The sequence below is a fragment of the Mariniflexile litorale genome (assembly GCF_031128465.2).
GTDB lineage: Bacteria > Bacteroidota > Bacteroidia > Flavobacteriales > Flavobacteriaceae > Mariniflexile > Mariniflexile litorale.
In genome coordinates, this window is the sequence record NZ_CP155618.1 from 3,357,809 (window position 1) to 3,380,698 (window position 22,890).

A 22,890-nucleotide genomic window follows, 5' to 3' on the forward strand; every position below is an offset into this window, starting at 1 on the left:
AACTTAAATTATATGAAAAATAAATTACTCGTTTTTTTTGTTCTTGTTTGTAATATTGCTCAGGTTTTTTCACAAAATAAACAGGATAAATTTTGGGAAGCACTTCTTAAAAACGATAGAGTTTTAGCTGATAAAATTCTAAAATCAGAAAAAAATAACGACTTAGAGTTTCTAATTACAAATGAAATTTTGCGAGAAGAAATGGGGAAATTTGTTGAGCATCCCGTATTTACGGAAGCATTTTTACAACAACCTGATTTTGAATATTATTTATATGCGTTATGGAACGAATCGTATGTGTTTGATGTTTATTTAGAAACTGGTTTTGATAAGAGAAATAAGGATGTATTAGAAGCAGTGTCTCAAAGTACTATTAAAAATCAAGATATAAAAGATGCTCTTAGTTATTTAAATTCTGTTGTAAGTAGAGAGAATAATGCATGGGATAAATATTTTGCTTTAAATGATTCTATTCCATCTATTAAAGATTGGCAATATTGTGGTGTGTTTGAAAATTTAAATGAAAGTGGTTTAGATAGGTATTATGAGCCCGAATCTAAAGCCTATTCAAAAACACCTTTTGATGCTAAAAGCAACGGACTTGTTAATTGGTATACATCAAAAAGCACCAAAGAAGCGTATCAATTTTTCACTAATCATGAGTCTTATGGCGCTGGGGTAAATTATGCACAAACATTTTTATCGGCTAAAGAAGAACAACGTGCTATTATTAGAATAGGTAGTGGATCGTCCTTTAAACTATGGCTTAATGATGTTTTAATTTATCAAAACAATGAAGATGTTTCTACCGATTTGAATGCTTATAAAGTTCTAGTAACAATTCCTAAAGGTGAAAATAGATTACTTTTAAAACTAGCTGAAAGTGGTTACGGTAGTTATTTTATAACAAGTATTTTAAATGAAGATGGTAGCCCAAATGCAAATTTATCATATAGTTCAGAATTTAAGCCTTATAATGCGTCAACTTTAAATCAAATAAATCCGGAAGTAATTGATAATACTTTTGAAGTGTATTTCAAGAATAAAGTAAAAGAAAATCCAAACAATTTCTTTTATAGTTACTGTTTAGCAAACACCTATTTAAGAAATTCAAAATATGAGGAAGCAAAAAATGTTTTGAAACCATTTTATACGAAGTATCCTAAAAGTTCTTTAATAAGAAAAATACTCATTCAAGCCTATTTGTTTGAAGGAGATAATACATCATTTAATGAATTAAAAAAGAATATAGAGCTAGATGATCCCGATTATTATTTACCTCTTGTATATAAAATTATAGAGTTTAGCGACTTAAATAGAATGACCGTTGCTGAATTAAAAATATTTTTAGAAAAGTTTAAAAAATCTGTAGATAACAAAATGCTTGTTCACATGTCCGATTTCATATATAACGCCAGAAAAGAAGACATGAAGGCTTTAAGAGAAAATTTGGACGATTTGTTTAAGGTTTCTAAAAACAATGTGAAAATGTTATTGCGTTGTGCTCCTTTATACGGATCATTATTAAATGAAGATGAAAAGACTATTAAACTTTTAGAAGAAATAAACACTAATTATTTTAGTTATTCAGGCATCACAACATTATCCAGCTATTATGCTAATAGGAAAGAAAAAGATAAATCGTTAAAAATTATTTCAAAAGATTTAAATAACTTTTCTTCAGATAATACTTATATCATTCCAATAATTGAAAAATTACATAATTACCAAAATTATAAAGAGTCTATAGACTACATAAATATGGGGCTTGAAAATTATCCCTATTCATTTAAATTGCTTGAGTTAAAAGGAGATGCACTTCTTAAGTTAAATGATGAAAAAAATGCTTTAGCGTCATTTGAAAAATCATTAAAGCACGATAGCGGTAATAGTCAACTAAGAAAGAAAATTAAAGATTTAAAAAGTGAAACAAATGTTTTAAATGATATTTCTTTTACTGATGTCTATAAGTTTATTGGATTAAATAGAGGGAAAACCTTAACTAATAATTATGGTTATAATATTTTAAATGATGATTCTAATATAGAGTTGTTTAATGAAGGAGGAGGGAAGTATCGTTTTATTATCCTTTACGAGGTTACTTCTAATAACGGTATAGAGTTTTTTAAAGAGTATAATTTAGACCTTTCGGGCAGTTATCATATTGTAAAATCAGAAATAGTTAAACCAGATGGTAGCATTGTACCTGCAGATAAAAGTGGTTCAAATCTGGTATTCAAAGGGTTGGCCGTTGGTGATGTTATCTATATCGATTATGAAGGATCGTTTTTGAGTTCAGGACGTTTTTATAAAGATTATACAGATAGTTTTATGTTCGATTCGTTTCATCCTACATTAAAATCTTCATTAAAAATTATAACACCAAAGAATCATAAACTCTTTTATAAAACTATTAATGGTGCATTAGAACCAAAAATTTCTAAGTTAGAAAATTATGACTTGTATGAATGGAAAGTAGAGAATTTACCAGAAATACCACAAGAAGAATATTATATGCCAAGTACAGTAGATGTTGCAAAATACTTACATATAAGTACCATCTCTAATTGGAATGATATATCCATGTGGTATTCAGATTTGGTAAGGTCTAGTGTTGAAGTAGACACAAGGGTTAAGGATGTTTTTAACACTTTATTTCCTAAGGGCTACAAGCACTTAAAAGAAGAAGAAAAAGCTAAAATTATTTATAACTATATAAAAAATAATTTCACATATAGTTATGTAAGTTTTAGACAAAGTGGTTATGTGCCTCAAAAACCATCTAAAACCATTAAAACAAGTTTAGGTGATTGTAAAGATTTTTCAACCTTATATGTAACCTTGGCAAATATGGCAGAGCTTAAAGCAAATTTGGTACTTGTTTTAACTTCAGATTATGGTAGAAATGAAATCGTTTTACCAAATACAGATTTTAATCATTGTATTGCCAAAGTTGAAATTGATGGTAAGGAACAGTTTTTAGAGCTCACTAATAAATATTTGCCCTTTAAATCGTTACCAACATCATTAAGAGGGGCAACAGCTTTAGAAATTCCATTTCATTCAGACACCACTATAAAATATGATTTATTTAAGTTAGATAATGTATTGAGAGATTCATCTGTATTTACAAATGATGTTAAAATTAAAGTGAATAATGATAAAGTAACCATGTCCATTGATACTAAATTTACGGGACATATAAATTCATACTATGCCAGTATTTTAGAAGAACCTAATCCTGAGGTAGTTAAAAAATCTGTTTATGACGATTTAAATAACCAGATTGAAGATGATTTTGTTTTAGATGAATTAATTAACATTGAAAGAATAGACGATGATAATGCTATTAAATATACAGCCAACATCACTTTAGATAAAAAACCAAGTAAAATTGGTTCTATCAATATCTTTCAATTACCTGTGGTTTCTCATCCATATACTAGTGATATTATAAGTTTTGAAAAGCGACACTATCCTATTGAATATATTCAATATGAAAATCTTGATGAATATTTTAATACCTATAATTTATTCATAGATGAAGGCATGAGCTTTACAGAAATTCCAAAAAATCAAAAACTAACCTTTAAAGATCATCTATACGAAATAGTATATACTAAAGTAGAAGAAAATCATTTACAAATAAACATGCATGCAAAACCATCATTAGAAAACATTTCTGTAGAGGAATATGAAGCTTTTAAAGTATATGTAAAATCTATTTTAGAAGCAGAAAAAGAGTTTATTGGCTATAAATAACAAGGTTTTAATAGTATTTAAAACCCAAGATATAGATGCTTGCTTTCAGTATTATAATAACAATGGGCATTATATACGTAAATGGAATCATTTAAAAAAAATCATTATTTCCCATTTTAGCCGAAGTTAAAACGGGGTTAGAGTATCTTAAAACTAGGAATTTCCTCCAGTCAACTCATTATATTGGTAGAAACATTTCTTATTTAATAAAATTATCTGAGACAGAAGAACAGGAAAAAGAACGCGCACATAAAATAGTACATGCAACAAAGAGTATTCTTTTAACCTCTCATTAATAATTAAGCTATAATTCATGTAACGAACTATTTGTTACATGAATTATAGTTATAATCATCGGTTTTTTATATAATTGCTTATTTTTATATGAATATTCATATAATGATATGATATGATATGAAATTACACCTCTTACTTGTTTTTGGATTTATAACTACTATTTCATTTTGCCAAAAACAGAACAATGAACACTTTTTGTCACCATTAATAATTGAAAAACTTGATGAGTTTTATGAATTACAGGATTATGTACAGTATTATATAGATAAAAACCGCTCTCTTTCATTTGAAGAGGTAAAAAATAAAAAATTTAGTTCTGGAGAATTTCCAGTTAATTTAAACCATAGCTATTGGTTTAAATTTAAGCTTAAACCTAATAAAGAGGCTGATTTTCTATTAGTGTGTCCAGCTATGTCAGATCTTCTAACTATTTATGTGCCTCAGATTAATAGTAAGAATTATCGAGCAGTTGAATTGGGTCAATTAAAAAAAGGGACTACGATACACATTGATATTGCTGAAGCATCTGTATTGAGTAATGATTACAAATCCATAGATTTTTCAAGACCTTTTTATATAAAAAAAGAAGCAGTTACAGATTGGGGAGAAATATATTTTAAAAACCCCATGTTTGTTATATTAACAGATAATAAAGATTTTATTAAAGATTATATGGAAATATATAGTCTTTCTGATAAATTTCAGGTTTACAGTATAATAATATTTATGTCTTTTGTTTTTTTTCTTGTAAACTTTCTTGTTTCTAAAGATAAAAATTATCTTAATTACAGTTTATATTTATTAACTACAGTCTTAATATTCATATTTAGAATTCCTTACGTATTCAATTTCTTTAATAGTATTGAGCCAAAACTATTTCATTACATCAGAGTTTTTAGTATTGCATTTGCTTCTGGTTTTTATTTTTACTTCGTGGTTTCCTTTCTAAATTTTAAACAGCATTTTTCCAAACTATATAAATGGTCTATAATTACCCTTAAAGGGATCTGCTTATTTACTGCTTTATATATTATTCTAATAATTGTATTTCCATTTTTTCCTTATAAGGTTTTAGTAATGAATATTTTTAAGGTAAGTTTTACTTTAATATCATTGTATATTTTTATTTTTCTTCTCTTTAAAAAAGGTGATAAAATATATAAAGCGGTATTAATTAGTAGCTTATTATTAATATTAGGAAATTTTCTAAGTATAGTAACCAATTCCTCGTTCTTTTTTTTGAATACAGTTTTAATTGAGATAATTATTTTTACAGCAATTGTAAGCTATAATAATAAGATAAATTCCAAAAAACGCTTTGAAAATAAACTTTTGTTAGAGCAAGAGCAAATTAATAGCCAAAATTTGATAGAAATAAATGAAGTGAAATCGAAATTTTTCGCGAATATATCTCATGAATTCCGAACCCCACTAACCTTAATATCTAATCCAATTGATGAAATTATAGAAGATGAAACAATTTCAGAAGAGAAACGCCAAAAATTTATTATGGCTAAGCGTAATTCGGATAGACTTTTATCATTAGTTAATCAATTATTAGACCTTTCGAAAATAGATGCAGGCCAATTAAAACTTCATATTCAAAAAGGAAACATTCAAGATCTTATTTCTGGACTTGCAGAATCTTTTAATTATTCAGCAGAACAAAACACTATTGATTACGATGTGAATATTGAAAAAAAGGATGAAGAATCATGGTTTGATAAAGATGCTGTGGAAAAAATAACAGTTAATTTAATTTCAAATGCTATTAAATACACTCCAAAAAATGGTTCTATAATATGCAAATCATTTATAAAAAATGATAAATTGTACTTTAGTGTAAAGAATACTGGTACAGGCTTAACGAAAATTGAAATTGAGAATATCTTTATCCGTTTTTACCAAACCGATGAGCAAAATCAAGGCACAGGGGTCGGTTTAGCATTGGTAAAAGAATTAGTAGAACTTCATAAAGGAACTATTAAAGTGGAGAGTAATGCTCATGATTGGATTGACTTTTTGGTAATACTTCCAGTAGATAAAGAAAGTTTTAAAAATGAAATGTTCATTGATTCCACAAAAATAGACTCAACTTATAAAGTGCCTAATTTTGAGAAAGCTCTAGAAATTGATGATGTTTTTGAAAATAATGATAAACCAATTCTCTTACTAGTTGAAGATAATAATGATATAAGAACACTTCTTAAACAAACCTTTGAAGCTGATTTTAACATTTTGACAGCTGAAAATGGGCAACTGGGTATTGATTTAGCTTTGGAGCGAGTACCAGATATTATAATTTCAGATATTATGATGCCTGTAAAAGACGGTGTAACATTAACCAAAGTGTTAAAAAAAAATGAGCTTACAAACCATATTCCAATTATATTATTAACAGCAAAAGCAGGAGAAATAAACGAAATAAAAGGGATAGAAGTTGGTGCAGACGATTATATAACAAAACCATTTAATTCTAAACTTTTAAAAACGAAAGCCTTTAATCTATTAGAAATAAGGCGTAAGCTTCAAAGCAAGTATAGACAAGAAATAATATTGACCCCCAAAGATGTTGCTATTCCTAATTTAGACGAACAATTTTTAAATAAAGTACAGCAAGTGCTTGAAGTTAAACTTACCGAATCGTGCTTTAGTGTAGAAGATTTTAGTAAATCAGTAGGAGTGAGTCGTATGCAACTACATAGAAAAATTAAAGCACTTACAGGTTTATCAGCTTCAGAATTTGTAAGGTCACAACGTTTAAAACTAGCAGCTGAATTATTAAAAACTTCCAATATTAATATCTCTCAAGTTGGTTATTCGGTTGGATTTAATGACCATTCCTATTTTGCAAAATGTTTTAAAGAGACTTTTAATTGTACACCAACAGCATATGCTACAAAGCATGATGGAAAATAATATCTACACATCTATTTAATACCATTCACTTCTTAAAAATAACGTTTTTTATTTCTAACTTTTTGGGGTTTGTTATACTATAATTAGAGTTTTTTTTTAATTATTAGTTAAAATACAGTCTTCCTAAGTCCTTACTATTACTTGCTTGTTACATAATTCATAGCTATTGTTACGTACGTTATAAACAATTATTTGTAACACGTTTACATTTGGAAAAATTAATAGCAATGGTGTTTACTTAATTAATAAGTGATTGAAAAAAATAAAACTTTTAAGGGAGAAATAGAATCACTTCCACGGCATAATATATATCTAAATGTTAATCATTTAGAAAAAGGAGTGTACACTTTAATAATTCTTTATAAAAATAAAGTGATTAAAAAAATAAACTTTAATAAGTAATCATCATGAAATGGACTTATTCATTATACCATTTTTCAACTTTAATGCACAAACCAGTTTTAGGAAAGATTCCATGCATCGCTCTCAATGGGATAATAATATAGATGATGAGCAACATAATACTAAGTATCCCACATATAATAATGTAGGATCGTCTAACTATAAACATAATAATTACTTAAAAATAACCATATGAAAATTTTAATACTTAGTTTATATTCAGTAGTACTATTCTTAATTTTTACATCTTGTTCGAACGATGGTAACAAAAATAAAGATGATACGAAGGACTTTACATTATCTTTTAATGTAGAAACCAATCAAGACCAAATGGGAGACTTCTCTCATAATAAAATGGTTGTTTTTAATAATGAAGTCTGGTCCGTTGGTGGTTTAAACGATTATAATACAAGTACTAATAGTGATGTTTGGAAGAGCACGAATGGAGTAAACTGGGTGTCTGTAACTAGTGATGAATTTCCAAATAGAGTAGGACATACACTTACGGTTTTTGATAATAAAATGTGGGTAATAGGTGGCTTTACAGAAAATGACTCTGGCACCTATGAAGCATTAAGTGATGTATGGTACTCTTCAGATGGTGAAAATTGGACTCTAGCTACCAACGACATTATTGGTACATCAACTATAGGATTCCATAGCACTATAGCTTTTGATAACAAATTATATCTTATTAAAGATGGTTATTACGAAAGTGCCCCAGGTTGTACCGTTTGGTCTTCTAGTGATGGAATGTCTTGGGCTAGAGAAACCGATAACGCATTCCCTTACAGAGATGATTTTAGTGTAACTGTATTTAATAACGAAATTTATGTAACTGGTGGCAGTTGGGGGTCTAACTTTTTTAATGAAATATGGAAAAGTTCAGATGGGATAAACTGGACGCAAGTAAGTACCAGTGGTACTATTTTTTCGCCAAGAGCTAGTAACGCCTTTCTTGTTTACGAAAATAAACTGTGGGTTTTTGGAGGTAGAAACGGTAATGCAATAATTACGGGGATGGGACTTTGGTATTCTAACAATGGTGAAGAATGGTTTAGATATGAGCCACTTCCAGCAGAGGATGGTCTTTATGACTTTGCTGCTTTAAACTACAATAATGCGATTTGGGTTTTTGGAGGTTTACGTCAAGAACCAAGTTCCGTTATAGCAAATAGAGTAGGTACTATAAATACGATAACACAAGACTAATACAACAATATAAAATCTTACTATGTATGAAAAATCTAATGTGTCTTTTTTTTATATTCTTAATATTAACTGTAACACAAAGCTGTGAAACCGATATTCCAGTAACTGATGATACTCCACCAGCATTTACATTTAGAGTTACAGGTGATGGTTTTGAACATGTATTTAATCAAGATACAGATTATAGTAACATACAACTTAATTTAAAACATGATGCCGAATACGATTTTATACTTTCAGGTAGTGATGCAGGAGGTGTTAAGCTTATACAATGGCAACTACCGGGCGACGATTTTATAGAGTTTGAAACCGCAGTACAAAGTCCTTGGGCGGTAACAAACCCAACAATCTCAACTAAGGTCATAGAATGGGAAGGTAACTATAATAACCCATTAACAGGAAATATACTAGCGGGAACTTTTGAATCTAATGGCGAAAATATATCAATGTCATTTCGGTTTTTAATCTCAGATTTTGGAGGAGAATCTGGAATTTCAAACACCACATCAAAAGAGCTTACCCTATACATAGGCGAACACGACACAGAAATTATTTCATTATAAAACCAAAAACCTAAACCTATGAAAAATATATTTAAAATCATTTTATTTCTAACAAGTATACTTACACTATCTAGTTGTAGTAAAAACGATGCAGATAATTCACAAGCCATAGAGATTGGTGATTTTTACGAAGGTGGTATTGTGTTTTACTTAGATGATACAGGCGAACATGGTCTCGTTTGCGCAACTAAAGATCTGATCCAACCTATGCGGTGGGGTTATAACGATGTATTATTAAATAATACACAACAAACTATAGGTTCTGGGCTTGCAAATACTCAGGCTATTGCCGCTGCATATCCAGATATTGAAACTGCTGCAAAATTGTGTTTAAACTTTGAATATAATGAGTATGACGATTGGTACTTGCCTAGTTTGGATGAGCTTAACCTAATATACATAAATAAAAATAAGATTAACCCAACAGCTATTGCCAATGACGGCGAAGCATTTCAGGCTTTAGACGACGACAGATCGAACTATTGGAGCTCTAGTGAAGGAGGTGAAATGAATGCTTGGTTAATACAATTTGATACAGGCGTAACAAAAACATATTACAAAACATACATACAACATATGAGAGCCATTAGAGCTTTTTAATTAAATGACACATGAAAAATTTAAGAATACTCTTAATTATTACAATCGTTATTCTAGCTAGTTGCAGTAGAAATGATAATTTATCAGATAAAAACATACGCTTAAATATGTATAGCGTTGGAGATAATGACTATGAATTAACCTATAACAGCAACAACCAATTAACGGGTTTTGAAACAAACACTCGTAGTAATAGTGTAATCTACAACGCAGATAATCAAATCATACAAACAGGGGCTTACCGTTATACTTATAACGAGCTAGGTAAACTTTCAAAAATTGAAGAAGATGGTAACCAAGCCGAATTAATTTACAACACACAAGGTTTATTAGCGACCATGAATTTTAGGTTTATTTCTGGTTCAACAAGAAATGTTACAAGAACATATAAGTATGATACAAATAATAAACTCATTGAAATTGAAGAAAAAGGTAATACGGACAGTTATAAAACCAGAGTGCTTTTAACCTATGATGTAAACGACAATATAGTACAAGTAATCAATCAAACTAGTGCAGATTTAATTACTTATATAGACCGAAACGTGATTTCTTATACTTATGATAACAAAAAGAATCCATATAAGTTAATGTTAGAAAAAGCAGGTATTAATAACCCTATTACGTATTATTTTTTTTACCCATTTGAAACCATGTATTTTGGTAATTATGTCTTTTTTGTAACATTTTATTTTAGCGAAAATAATTTACTTACAATAACTAATACATACTCCTCAGGTATAAGCACAACTCAATACAGCTATTCTTATAATGAGCGTAATTATCCCATTTCAGGAGAAAAAATCACAAAAAATAGTTTAGGAGAAACACAAACAACATATTACAACTGGACTTACGAAACATATTAAAACATGATGAAATTATTTCAAAGATTATTAATGGTACTTAGCATAAGTATAACAGCTATGACCCAGGCTCAAGAGAAAAAAAAGGACAGTACCCTAGTTAATAAAAACAACTACTTAGATATGGGAGCAGGAACCCTAACCGATATTTTTGGGAGCAATTTAGATGGCAATAAAGACGGAAAAAAATTAAGTTTTTTAGAAATGGTAGAAAAAATGGATTTACCCGCTGAACAAAAAACAGAATACAAAAATCTATATTATTTACAATCCAAAAATCTTACTGAAAAACAAAAAGACTCTTTAGGAAAAGCAATTAGTAAAAAAATAAAAGAAGCTAAACCAGTTGGTGAATAATTAATCCATAAAACTAAAAAAAATGAAAACCTCAAAAAACAATACAAGCATATTATTAAACATTTCAAAGGCTGTTTTCCTGGTTATTGTATTCTGTTTTACAACAATTACAAATGCGCAATTTTTAAAAAAATTAGGTAATAAAATAGAAAATGCTGCACAAAAAACAGTAGAGAAAAAGGTAGAGGCAAAAACAGAAAAAGAAACCAATAAAGCATTTGATTCTACCTTTAATAAAACTTCAAAAAAAAAGAATAAAGAAAATAGTCCAATAGTATCAAAATCAGCTGTAGCGCCAGCAAGTACTTATTCATTTACCCACATATATACCATGCAAATGGTAGATAATAAACGCAGTACCAATTTAGAATATTATTTAACACCATCGGGGAATTATTTTGCAACACGAATATTAGATGGTAATGATAAAAACACCACAATCAGTGTTATGGATTTGACTCAAAAAACCATACATACATTAATGGATAATAAGGGTGATAAGTCGCGTATATCCATGGCTCTTAATTTGAATAAGTCTTCAAATTATATGATTGACCAAACTAATATTAAAGTCACCCCTACAGGAACAACAAAAACAATAGTTGGTTACACGTGTGAAGGTTATAAAGTAGTAGGGGGTACGGTAGAAGGCACCGTATGGGTAACGCAAGATGCTGGAATATCATTTTCGAAGCATATGTACAAATCAGACCCATCACAGCCTCAAGATGCTATTTTTAAAAAACTAATAACGGGCTTAACATTAGAAATGGATATGGTGGATACCTCTAGAAAAAAAGATAAACCTATACATATGATGTGTATAAAATTAGAAAAAAGTAGCACGACAATAAATACGAGTAGTTATAAAAAACTCATGTAGTCAAATCAATAAAAAACTCAAATTAAAACCTTAAAACAAATTTTAATGAAAAATACTCTTAAATACACAACCTTAATATTACTATCTATATTGCTTTTTAATTGTGGAGGTGGAGATGATGACACCTCTGGTAATAATAATGATGATAAACCATTTATTACCACATGGCTAACTACTACTGATAATGAAACTATTGTAATCCCTATAAATAGTAGATATACTTATAACTATAATGTAAAATGGGGAGACGGTACTACTAGTAATAATCTAACAGATAATGCCAGACATAGTTATGAAATACCGGGAACATATACTGTTGAAATCTCAGGAACCTTTCCTGCTATTTCTTTTAGTGGTGGAGGAACTAACAGCACCCCAAACGCATTACGAACTATAGCACAGTGGGGTGGTATAAAATGGGAATCTATGGTAGATGCTTTCGATGGATGTAGATATTTAACATACACAGCTACTGATGCTCCTAACTTAAGTAATGTAACAAATATGTCTTCTATGTTTGCATTTGCATGGGAGTTTAATGGAGATCTTAGTAATTGGGATGTTAGTAATGTAACAGTTATGACTGGTATGTTTGCTCATGCAAGAGCTTTTAATGGAGATATTAGTACTTGGGACACCAGTAATGTAACAGAAATGGGGTCTATGTTTAGCTCAGCAAGAGCTTTTAATGGAGATATAAGCAACTGGGATGTTAGTAATGTAACAGTTATGGGGTCTATGTTCGCAGGAGCAACCGTTTTTAATGGAGACCTTAGTAATTGGGATGTTAGTAATGTAATACAAATGGGAGGTATGTTCGGATTTACAAGTGCTTTTAACGGAGACCTCAGTACTTGGGATGTTGGCAATGTAACACTTATGGATGGTATGTTTGGAGATGCAAGTGCTTTTAATGGGGATATTAGTAATTGGGATGTTAGTAAAGTAGAATATATGAGAAATATGTTTGCATATGCAACTGTTTTTAATCAAAATCTATCTAGCTGGAATACAAATAACGTAATGAGGTGTGAAAATTTCTCAGTAGCTTCTGCATTAACAGAAGCCAATCTCCCTGAGCAAGGATGTTTTGGTTTATAAGGTTACATAATTATATATAAAAAGTAAAAAAGAAAAATGGACTGATTCCTTGTGCCGCTGCCCTATATCTTAAAAATACATAATAATGAAAAATATACTTAAAAACACACTATTAATTTTAGTATCTATAATGCTTTTTAATTGTGCAGATGATGATAATAATGAAAATACAGGCCAAAATGACATAATTGGTGAATGGCGTTTAACCTCTGGGTCTTTTTATAATGGAGCCGATAAGTTTGCTTTTTTTAATGAAGATAACACTTTAGATATACTTAGAGAAACTACCGATAATTTTAAAGGAAATTACCATACCAGCTACACCATTGATGGCTCTGAAATAACTATAGAAGGACTTTCTCAATCGGGGTCCATAACTTATACATACATTTTAGAAAATGGTATTTTAGCTCTTACCAGTGAGTTTACTAGTGCTACATTAGAAAAAGTAGCTTCTAATACGCCCATTTTATCCGATTGGATAACACCATTAGAAATTCAAGAAGAAGGTAACGCACCCTGGGAAGGTAGTGTAGACATCGCTTTTAATTACAATAAAACGCAATTACTTTATGGAACAACTAATGGTGGTGATTATATCGCTTTAATAAGCCCTACAACTTTTAAGGAAGTTGGTCAAATCACAACGACTCGTGCTGCTTATGCTGTGGAAGTTGAAAAATATAGCGGATCAGATAAATATATTTTTCAAAGTGATAATGGTTTTGATAGGTTTTATGGATACTTTGAAAATATCAATACACTTGGTGTTACATCGGCAGCATTAGGTAGTTGGATAAAAGGTTTGGCTTCTGTAAATAACACGCAAATTTGGGTAGCCAGTAGTAATCAAGCGCGCTTATATTTATATAATTATTTTACTATGGAAATTGAGGATTCAATAGCGCTAGAAGTTCAACCAAAAGGTCTCGATTATCAAAATGGTTTATTATATGTGTGTGATGGAAATTTTCTACATAAGTGTCAAACCACCCCAAATTTTGAAGTTATTGAAAGTTATGGTATTTCAAATTTTAAAATAAAAGGTGCTGCTTTTGATGGCACTAATTTTTGGGTAAATGGTTATAACTCTAATGAAGAAGTTTACAAAATTATAAAAACAAACCTCACGCTATAAAGAGTTTTTTTTCTTCAGAAACCAAAAAAATACACGATAAAATATTGATTTAAAAGCAGAGTTTATAATTTAACCTTTAGAGTCAACTTTTAAGTTTCAAGGAAACAGAACCATATCTGGAAATATAAAAATATAGGATATGAGGTTTTATGTTTCTGAAATAAATTTAATAATTTACATATTCAACAATTTCTAAACCATAACCAATTAAACCAACACGTTTAGTTTGTTTGGTGTTAGAAATTAAGCGCAGTTTGTGAATGTTTAAATCGTGTAATATTTGAGCGCCGATACCAAAATCACGGGTATCCATATCTATTTTTGGTGCTTTGTAAACAGTATTGGGTTGTTGATTTTCTTTTATTACAGACAATCTGTTTAGGATGTTCATGGATTGTGATTCTTGATTAATAAAGATGATAGCTCCTTTTCCTTCATTATTAATCACCTGAAACATATTGTCTAATTGAGCATCAACATTATTAGTAAGTGTGCCTAGAATATCATTATTTATTAATGTGGAATTTATTCTTGTAAGTACTTCTTCATTATCTTTCCAAGTACCTTTGGTTAGTGCTATATGTATTTGATTATTAGTGGTTTGTTTATAAGCTCTTAATCTAAAATGCCCAAAACGAGTTTCTATTTCAAAATCTTCTTTTTTCTCAATTAATGAGTCGTGTTGCATTCTGTAGGCCACTAAATCTTCAATAGAAACTATTTTGACATCTAGTTTTTTTGCGACTAACATGAGTTCAGGCAAGCGTGCCATGGTACCATCTTCATTCATAATTTCAACAATAACTCCAGCAGGTTTTAACCCTGCAAGTCTCGCAAAATCGATGGCAGCTTCGGTGTGTCCTGTGCGTCTTAATACACCACCTTCTTTAGCAACTAAAGGAAAAATATGCCCTGGTCTTGACAAATCAAATGATTTGGTATTTAGATCTGTAAGTGCTTTTACGGTTTTAGATCGATCGCTTGCTGAAATTCCTGTAGTAACACCTTGACCTCTTAAATCTACCGAAACAGTAAAAGCTGTTTCCATATGGTCGGTATTGTTACGTACCATCATATCTAAATCTAATTCTTTACAACGGTTTTCAGTAAGTGGTGCGCATATTAAGCCACGACCTTCGGTAGCCATAAAGTTTATCATTTCTGGAGTAACTTTATCAGCAGCCGCTACAAAATCACCTTCATTTTCACGATTAGCATCATCTACAACTATAATAACTTTACCATTTCTAATGGCTTCAATGGCATCGTGAATGGTATCAAGTTTAAACTTCGAATTTGTATTTTGTGTCATGGTATCATTAATCATTTTGCAAAGGTATTGCTTATTTTAAAGATTCTAAACAATTTTGTTTTAAGTCTTCCTTCAATTTATTGTTTAAAAATAAGTATACAATTAAGTATAAAGGGATTCCGATAGCTATAAGAATTGGGGTAGGTCTTTTTTCTTTTTTATCAATGTGACTGTAAAATTTGAATACATTAAGAAAAGATTTTACATAGTAAACCAAATATAATATGAATGAGGTGATGCTAAGTTTTATTGAAATAGAGGCTAAAGAGGGCATTTTATTATTGTTAAAAACAAAATAAAGTATAAGTAAAATAGCTCCAATACAATAGCATGTTATAGCAAATTTTGTCTGGTTTTTGTAGCTTTTAATTATATTTATAGAGGTATCATAGCTATTATTTATAGAAACACCTTCTTCTCTTAATTGTTCGGTATGTATGCCACGTTCATTTAATACATGTATAGCTTCATAGCGACTCTCTTCTAAATGGCCAAGGGCTTCATAGTTACTAATAACATTAATTAATTCTTCGTGTTTATAGGTAGAAAGAAACTTATAATCCACACTGTCTTTTTCTTTTATATTGAATATTTTTTTTAAGGGATCAAAAAGACTATCAAACTCAAATAAGCCTTTATCGGCTGTAGCGCGTCTTGTTAAAAAAATGCCGAGAGGCAACATAATAAGTGTAGAAAACCAACTGGCAACGATAGGGTTGAAGCTACCGTTTTTGGCACTGTTTGTGGCAAAAATGCCAATAAAGTGATAAGTTAAAAATAGTACGATAGCTATAACCATTGGTAAACCGATACCTCCTTTACGTATTAAAGCACCAAGGGGTGCTCCCACAAAAAATAATATAATACATGCAAATGCTAAAGCAAATTTTTCGTGAAAAGAAATGATATGTTTGTTTAACCACTCTTTAGACATTTTTCTAGTGGCTTCATTTGTTGTGACAACTTGTTTTGCACTTGCTATGGTTTTTAAAGAAACATCAACGAGTTCAAATTTTTCATTTGTATTGAAGATATTTAGAATGGGACCAAGGTAAATAGAATCTGTAGCCGTTTTTTTAACTTTCTTATGTACTATAACATTGGAGCGTTGAGATAAATTTTTTGATATTATTTCGTGTGAAGCTATTTCTTTTTTAGATAAAGAATCGATGGTTTTATATAAACCAACGACATCCAACATATTGTATTTGTCGGTTTGAGATTGTTCATCAAAATCTACATTATTAATTTGCGACAAGTCGATGTTAATTGTATATTTTTTAAAGGTGCTTTTGGCAAAAGGTTTTTTGTTACGAGATTTAGGGTTCTTTGCAGAGACATCGCTGTAATAATTTCCATCAAATAAAATAAGTTTTAAAACATTGGAATCTTCTTTACTAGCAAGTTCTCCACTTTTAGACTTTATAGTTGTAGCGTTGGTTCTACCATCATTTCCTTTTATATGAATAGTAACATTTTCAAGATATTGATCTCTATCGCCATGTTTGTCGTCAAATTTAATATTATAAGTACCCACTTCATTGAACTGACCTTCAGCAAGTAACATGGCGGGTTTTAATTTTGCTATATTACTGCGTAAGTTGAAAGATTTAAATTCAGCCCAAGGAATTACATTATTAGAAAAGAAAAAGGTTACAATCCCTAAAATAACAATGAAAATACTTAGCCCAGACATGGCACGTTGCAGCGAAATTCCTGTGGATTTCATAGCAGCAAACTCATAGTTCTCGGCAAAACTACCAAATACCATTATAGATGCTAAAAGGATGGTTAGAGGTAATACTAGCGGTATCAGTTTTGGTAAGAAAAAAAATAAAAACTTAAAGATAACACCTATATCTAGATCTTTACCAGACAATTCTTTAATGTATAACCAAATGGTTTGTAAAACAAAAATTAGCATGAGTATAATAAACACGCTGAAAAAAGTTTTAAGGTAAGTCGTTAGTATGTATCGGTCTAGTATTTTCACCTTTTAAATCTCAATAATCTAATTATTAAATCTGCTTTAAAAAACAGATTAATATGCCAAGTAAATACGATAATTTGTGCTTAATTACAGCTTATTAATGTAATAGCCTTTGTATTTATTGGCATCAAAGGTAAATAGGTTTTTTGATAAAGGCTCGTTTGTTTTAAAAGAATTAACGGTTAATGTAGTTTTTGTTCCGTTTTTGCCAATTTGTATTAAATTGTAAATATGTTTTGTTTGAGTATCGATGCCTAAAAGGATGTACTTTATTTCAGATTTTGAATCAATGGGGGTAAGTTTTACTAATTGTATTTTTCTACCATTCATATTTTGCTCAATATCCATTGCGTAAACATAGCCATCTTCGTAAAATGATAGCATTTTACTAGGTGTTATAGCTCCTTCTTCACTATTTGTTTCAGAAGAAATTGTTACTTCTTCATCCTCAGTACTAATACTGTAAAGCTTTTTTCCATCGAAAAGACGTGTTACTCCAAGAATATTTAGTTTATACTTTTCACCTTGCATAATAACATCACCTTTGGTTTCTTGTTTTATTTTTTCGGTGGTATTTTCTAGAACGTACTTGAATTCTATAGAAATATTATTATAGCTTTTTACTTTTTGAGATACTTGATTTAAAAGTGTTTTAGCTTTATTTTGAGCAAAACCATTAAACGATACTGCTACTATTAATGCTAAAATGATATTCTTAATTTTCATAATTTTTTTATTATAAAGTTTCATTTTCTAAATGTTTATCTAAAGCAACAAGGTCGGTTATTAATACCATTCTCGCTTTGCTACCTTCAAATGGACCTACGATACCAGAGGCTTCTAATTGGTCTATTAATCGCCCTGCGCGATTATAGCCTAATTTTAATTTACGCTGTAATAAAGAAGCAGAACCTTGTTGTGCTGTAACAATAACTTCGGCAGCTTCTCTAAATAGTTTATCTCGATCTGAGATATCTATATCAAGACTTGTGCCACTTTCCTCTCCAACATACTCGGGAAGTAAGTATGCATCTGGGTATGCTTTTTGCGAACCAATATAATCGGTTATTTTTTCAACTTCAGGCGTATCTACAAATGCGCATTGTACGCGGATTAAATCGTTGCCTTGGGTGTACAGCATGTCTCCTCGACCAATAAGTTGGTCGGCACCCGAGCCATCTAAAATGGTTCTAGAATCTATTTTAGATGTTACTCTAAAAGCAATACGCGCGGGAAAATTGGCTTTAATAATACCTGTAATAACGTTTACAGAGGGTCGTTGCGTAGCAATAATTAAATGAATACCAATAGCACGTGCTAATTGTGCTAAACGTGCAATAGGTGTTTCAACTTCTTTGCCGGCAGTCATAATTAAATCGGCAAACTCATCAACCACTAAAACTATATATGGTAAGAATTGGTGGCCATCATTTGGGTTTAATTTACGTGCTTTAAATTTCACGTTATATTCGGCAATATTTCTACATAAGGCATTTTTTAATAACTCGTAGCGGTTATCCATTTCAATACAAAGTGAATTTAAGGTGTTTATAACCTTTGTATTGTCGGTAATTATAGCATCTTCACTATCAGGTAATTTTGCTAAATAATGACGTTCAATTTTATTAAAAAGGGTTAATTCCACTTTTTTAGGATCGACCAAGACAAATTTTACTTCGGCAGGATGCTTTTTATAAAGTAATGATGTTAGTACTGCATTTAAACCAACCGATTTTCCTTGCCCTGTTGCACCAGCCATAAGCAAGTGGGGCATTTTTGCTAAATCAACAACAAACGTTTCGTTGCTAATGGTTTTTCCTAAAGCAATTGGTAATTGCATATCGGAGGTTTGAAACCTTTTTGAAGCAATTACTGAGCGCATAGATACAATGGTAGCATTTTTATTAGGAACCTCAATACCAATAGTTCCTTTTCCCGGAATTGGTGCAATAATACGAATACCTAATGCAGAAAGTGATAAAGCAATATCATCTTCTAAATTTTTGATTTTTGAAATTCGAATTCCAGCATCTGGTACAATTTCATAAAGAGTTACGGTAGGACCAATAGTGGCTTTAATACTTGCAATCCCAATATTGTAGTTCTTTAAAGTTTCTACAATTTTATTTTTATTTTCTTCTAATTCTGTTTGGTTGATGGTGATGCCTTCAGAATCATATTTTTTAAGAAGGTCTAACGGAGGAAATTGATATTTTGATAATTCAAGAGTGGGGTCGAATTGTCCAAAATCTTCCACTAATTTATTAGATAAGTTGTTGTCTTCCGAAAGTTCTTCTGCTACTTTTTCAACCTCTATTTCAATTCCTAAATCGTCATCTTCAACCTCTTCTTTAATAGGGGGTTTAACAACTAAAGTAGCTGTGTCAATAACAGGCTTTGGATCTTTATTTGTAATAGCTTCGTTATTTTTTAAAGGAATATCAAAAGCCGATTTAATAGCAGCAGCTTCTTCCGAAAGGTTATTGTCTAAAGCAATTATCGGCTCATCATCATTAGATAAATCGTTTTTAATCTTGTTTTTAGCCGATTTGAAAATAGTCGTAAAACTTTCAAAAGTAACTTTAAAGCGAATCGCTAAATAAGTAATTAATCCAAATAAGAGTAGGAGTGAAGTGCCTATTTTTCCAATATAATCTTGGAGATACATATTCACTTCAAAACCAATGGTGCCACCAAGTATATCATTTGTGTTTCCAAAAAAACCTAATAATATGGATAACCAAATTACAATAAGTATTCCCCAAAACCAGTGCGTTCTTAGTTTAGCCTTACTTAGATTCATTAAAACATAAATGCCCGATAAAAATATAAGCCCTGAAATAATGAATGATGCTACACCAAACCCGCGCTGAATAAAAAAGTCGCTTAGCCATGCACCAGATTTACTTACCCAATTTTCTGTTTTTACATTACGTGATGCAAAATCAGATAAACTACTTTGGTCTGCTTCGCCAGTAAAAAGAAACGAAAAAAATGCCATGAAAAGTATAAAGCCAAATATGACTAAAAAACTGCCATATACAAGTTTTTGCTGACTTGATAACTTAAAGCTTGGCTTTCTGATTTTTTTTCTAGGTTGTTTGTTTGTGTCGTTTTTTTTCTTCGCCATTAATGCGCTGTTAATTTTAACAAAAATACAAATTACTAACGTTTAACCTATAGGTTATAGTATTTTAAAAAATCTTTGGTAAATAAATGATGAGTCCGATAATAATAGCGAAAATAGAAGAAAAAAATACCGCACCTGCAGCAATATCTTTTATTAAGCCAATTTTTTGGTGATGCTCTGGGTGAATAAAATTTGCCATTTCTTCAATAGCCGTATTAATACCTTCCATACTCATTACCAAACCTATTGCCAAAAGTTGTGTAATCCATTCGGTTGAAGAAATATGAAAAAAGAATCCTGCGACTGTAACAAATAAAGCTATAGTAAGCTGGACTTTTACGCTAGCTTCATTTTTTAAAAGTAGTATAGCTCCTTTAAAAGCGTAACCAATACTTTTTATGCGGTTGGCAACGAAGGATTCTTTTTTAATCATTTAATTTTATTGCTAATTAAGCATATAAAGCTTCTAATGCCGCTTTATAATTAGGCTCGTTTACTGTTTCTGCAACTTGTTCGGTGTATAAAACAGTACCATTTTCATCTAAAACAACAACACTACGAGAATGTAATGCTTCTAATGGGCCTGTAATAAAGTTTACACCATAACTTTTTCCAAAGGTGCCCTCCTTATAATCTGATAAGCTTATAACATTATTTAAGCCTTCAGCACCACAAAATCGGTTTAAAGCAAAAGGTAAATCGTGTGATATACATAGCACTTTCGTGTTTTTTAGTTCGCTAGCTTCTTGATTAAATTGTCTAACAGATTGAGCACAAGTTCCCGTATCAACACTAGGGAAAATATTTAAAACTAATTTATTTCCAGCAAAATCACTTAAACTTTTTGAAGATAAATCGGTTGCTGTTAGAGTGAAATCAGGTGCTTTTGTTCCAACTTTAGGTAGTTCACCCGAGGTTTCTATTGGAGTTCCTTTTAATGTTACTGTAGCCATTATTTTTTTTTAAAATTAAGGTATAAAAATAGTAATTATTAGAGACCTTAAGTTGAGATTGGGCACATAATTTTTTAATCGATTTGTTAATATTTTGTTAAAGGAATGGTTTCTGAAAACCGCTATTTATTTAACGTTTCCGTTTTTGTAATCATACTTTTGGTAGGTCAAGGATTAAATGCCCAAAACAATATGATGAAAGAAGAGACAAAAATGGTTACTATTGCAGATGTAAACGAACCTAATGGTGTGATACATTGTATTATTACCTAAGTTTGAAAAGATTGATATTTGGACTAATAGGGTTAATTAAGAAAAGCCGTTTCAATGTAGATGAAGCGGCTTTTCTTTTGTTAAAAATGGCTTGTTTTATTATGCTTTTGAAGTTATCAACTTCGTTAACATTTTAGCAGCAAGTTCAGGTGTAATATCGCGTTGTGGTGACCCAAACATTTCATAGCCAACCATGAATTTTTTAACAGTTGCACTACGTAATAAAGGAGGGTAAAAACTCATGTGCCAATGCCAATGATTGTTGTCTTTCCCGTTAGTTGGTGCTTGATGAATACCGCTTGAATAAGGAAACGACGTGTTGAATAATTTATCATAAGCTTTTGTTATTACAGAAATAGCTTCAGCAAAAAGGAATGACTCCTTGTCCTTTAAATCTAAGATGCTATGTTGTTGTTCTTTAGGAACTATCATGGTTTCGAAAGGCCAAATAGCCCAGAATGGTATGATAACAACAAAAGCATCATTCTCAAAAAGAATACGTTCTTTTTTTGCTAGTTCTTGCTTGATATAGTCACCTAATAAGCTCGATTTATTTTTATTGAAATAATCCAACTGTTGTTGGTCTTTTTTGTCAACTTCGTTGGGTAAGGTTGTTTGACTCCAAATTTGTCCATGTGGGTGTGGATTGCTACACCCCATTACAGCGCCTTTGTTTTCGAATATTTGAACGTAGTTAATAAGCTTATTATCTCCAAGTTCTTTATATTCTTTTTGCCATGCAAATACTACTTTTTCAATATCTTTGGCAGTCATGTCTGCCAAACTTTTAGAGTGGTCGGGACTAAAACAAATAACTTTACAAATGCCTTGTTCGCTTTGTGCGATTAATAAACCATCATCAACAGTAAAGCTTTTTGAGCCCGTTTGCAGGGCTGCAAAATCGTTAGTGAAAACAAAAACATCTTTGTATTTAGGATTTATTTCACCATTAATTCTTGTATTTCTAGCACATAAGTAACAACTAGGGTCGTAAGTTGGTCTCACTTCATTTGAAACAGCTTCATTTTGCCCTTGCCATGGGCGTTTAGCACGGTGTGGTGAAACTAAAACCCACTCGCCCGTTAATATATTATAACGTTTATGAGAATAATCTTGTAAATCGGTATGCATT

Annotated in this window: 19 protein-coding genes; 12 read left to right on the forward strand and 7 right to left on the reverse strand. The window is 30.6% G+C overall.

What is annotated here, in order from left to right; genetic code table 11:
* Positions 1–12: 12 nt before the first annotated feature.
* The 11 genes from QLS71_RS14145 (at position 13) to QLS71_RS14195 (ending at position 14,100) form a co-directional block, all read left to right on the forward strand.
* Complete coding sequence (locus QLS71_RS14145; RefSeq protein WP_308993363.1) at positions 13–3,762, forward strand: DUF3857 domain-containing protein; 3,750 nt, start codon at positions 13–15, stop codon at positions 3,760–3,762.
* Between the two features lie 414 nt (positions 3,763–4,176).
* Positions 4,177–6,978 carry a response regulator gene (locus QLS71_RS14150; protein ID WP_308993362.1) on the forward strand — a complete coding sequence of 934 codons (2,802 nt, stop codon included), beginning with the start codon at positions 4,177–4,179 and terminating at the stop codon, positions 6,976–6,978.
* A gap of 412 nt (positions 6,979–7,390) precedes the next feature.
* Entirely contained in the window at positions 7,391–7,576 is a 186-nt protein-coding gene (locus QLS71_RS14155) for a hypothetical protein (RefSeq protein ID WP_308993361.1), read from the forward strand.
* Positions 7,573–8,592 (forward strand): kelch repeat-containing protein, encoded by a 1,020-nt coding sequence (locus QLS71_RS14160; protein WP_308993360.1) that lies wholly within the window; start codon positions 7,573–7,575, stop codon positions 8,590–8,592. Before QLS71_RS14155 ends, QLS71_RS14160 begins: the two co-directional genes overlap by 4 nt.
* Before the next feature lie 26 nt (positions 8,593–8,618).
* Positions 8,619–9,155 carry a hypothetical protein gene (locus QLS71_RS14165; protein WP_308993359.1) on the forward strand — a complete coding sequence of 179 codons (537 nt, stop codon included), beginning with the start codon at positions 8,619–8,621 and terminating at the stop codon, positions 9,153–9,155.
* 18 nt (positions 9,156–9,173) lie between these two features.
* Positions 9,174–9,755: a DUF1566 domain-containing protein gene (locus QLS71_RS14170; protein ID WP_308993358.1), complete on the forward strand. Its 582-nt coding sequence runs from the start codon at positions 9,174–9,176 to the stop codon at positions 9,753–9,755.
* An 11-nt stretch (positions 9,756–9,766) separates the two neighbouring features.
* A complete protein-coding gene (locus QLS71_RS14175) occupies positions 9,767–10,624 on the forward strand; it encodes a hypothetical protein (protein WP_308993357.1) in 858 nt (285 codons plus the stop codon).
* Positions 10,625–10,627: 3 nt separating this feature from the next.
* Positions 10,628–10,978 carry a hypothetical protein gene (locus QLS71_RS14180; protein WP_308993356.1) on the forward strand — a complete coding sequence of 117 codons (351 nt, stop codon included), beginning with the start codon at positions 10,628–10,630 and terminating at the stop codon, positions 10,976–10,978.
* 22 nt (positions 10,979–11,000) lie between these two features.
* Positions 11,001–11,861, forward strand: coding sequence for a DUF4412 domain-containing protein (locus QLS71_RS14185; RefSeq protein ID WP_308993355.1), 861 nt, complete (start codon positions 11,001–11,003; stop codon positions 11,859–11,861).
* Between the two features lie 45 nt (positions 11,862–11,906).
* The gene (locus QLS71_RS14190) at positions 11,907–12,962 is read left to right on the forward strand and encodes a BspA family leucine-rich repeat surface protein (RefSeq protein WP_308993354.1); all 1,056 of its coding nucleotides are present in this window, start codon (positions 11,907–11,909) and stop codon (positions 12,960–12,962) included.
* A gap of 85 nt (positions 12,963–13,047) precedes the next feature.
* Complete coding sequence (locus QLS71_RS14195) at positions 13,048–14,100, forward strand: hypothetical protein (protein WP_308993353.1); 1,053 nt, start codon at positions 13,048–13,050, stop codon at positions 14,098–14,100.
* A 166-nt stretch (positions 14,101–14,266) separates the two neighbouring features.
* On the opposite strand, the gene ribB is transcribed toward QLS71_RS14195, so the two are convergent.
* The 6 genes from ribB to tpx all read right to left on the reverse strand — a co-directional run bounded on the left by ribB (position 14,267) and on the right by tpx (position 21,485).
* On the reverse strand, positions 14,267–15,412 hold the full coding sequence (gene ribB, locus QLS71_RS14200; RefSeq protein WP_308993352.1) for a 3,4-dihydroxy-2-butanone-4-phosphate synthase: 1,146 nt from the start codon (positions 15,410–15,412) through the stop codon (positions 14,267–14,269).
* Between the two features lie 31 nt (positions 15,413–15,443).
* Complete coding sequence (locus QLS71_RS14205; RefSeq protein WP_308993351.1) at positions 15,444–17,405, reverse strand: LptF/LptG family permease; 1,962 nt, start codon at positions 17,403–17,405, stop codon at positions 15,444–15,446.
* Between the two features lie 84 nt (positions 17,406–17,489).
* On the reverse strand, positions 17,490–18,128 hold the full coding sequence (locus QLS71_RS14210) for an outer membrane lipoprotein carrier protein LolA (protein WP_308993350.1): 639 nt from the start codon (positions 18,126–18,128) through the stop codon (positions 17,490–17,492).
* A gap of 10 nt (positions 18,129–18,138) precedes the next feature.
* Complete coding sequence (locus QLS71_RS14215) at positions 18,139–20,532, reverse strand: DNA translocase FtsK (RefSeq protein WP_308993349.1); 2,394 nt, start codon at positions 20,530–20,532, stop codon at positions 18,139–18,141.
* Between the two features lie 64 nt (positions 20,533–20,596).
* Positions 20,597–20,965 carry a diacylglycerol kinase family protein gene (locus QLS71_RS14220; RefSeq protein ID WP_308993348.1) on the reverse strand — a complete coding sequence of 123 codons (369 nt, stop codon included), beginning with the start codon at positions 20,963–20,965 and terminating at the stop codon, positions 20,597–20,599.
* A gap of 16 nt (positions 20,966–20,981) precedes the next feature.
* A complete protein-coding gene (tpx, locus tag QLS71_RS14225; RefSeq protein ID WP_308993347.1) occupies positions 20,982–21,485 on the reverse strand; it encodes a thiol peroxidase in 504 nt (167 codons plus the stop codon).
* Positions 21,486–21,590: 105 nt separating this feature from the next.
* Here tpx and QLS71_RS14230 point away from each other — a divergent pair, with 105 nt between their 5' ends.
* Entirely contained in the window at positions 21,591–21,758 is a 168-nt protein-coding gene (locus QLS71_RS14230) for a hypothetical protein (RefSeq protein WP_308993346.1), read from the forward strand.
* Positions 21,759–21,857: 99 nt separating this feature from the next.
* Here the strand turns inward: QLS71_RS14230 and QLS71_RS14235 are convergent, their stop codons facing one another.
* A complete protein-coding gene (locus QLS71_RS14235; RefSeq protein ID WP_308993345.1) occupies positions 21,858–22,889 on the reverse strand; it encodes a UDP-glucose--hexose-1-phosphate uridylyltransferase in 1,032 nt (343 codons plus the stop codon).
* Position 22,890 lies beyond the last annotated feature (1 nt).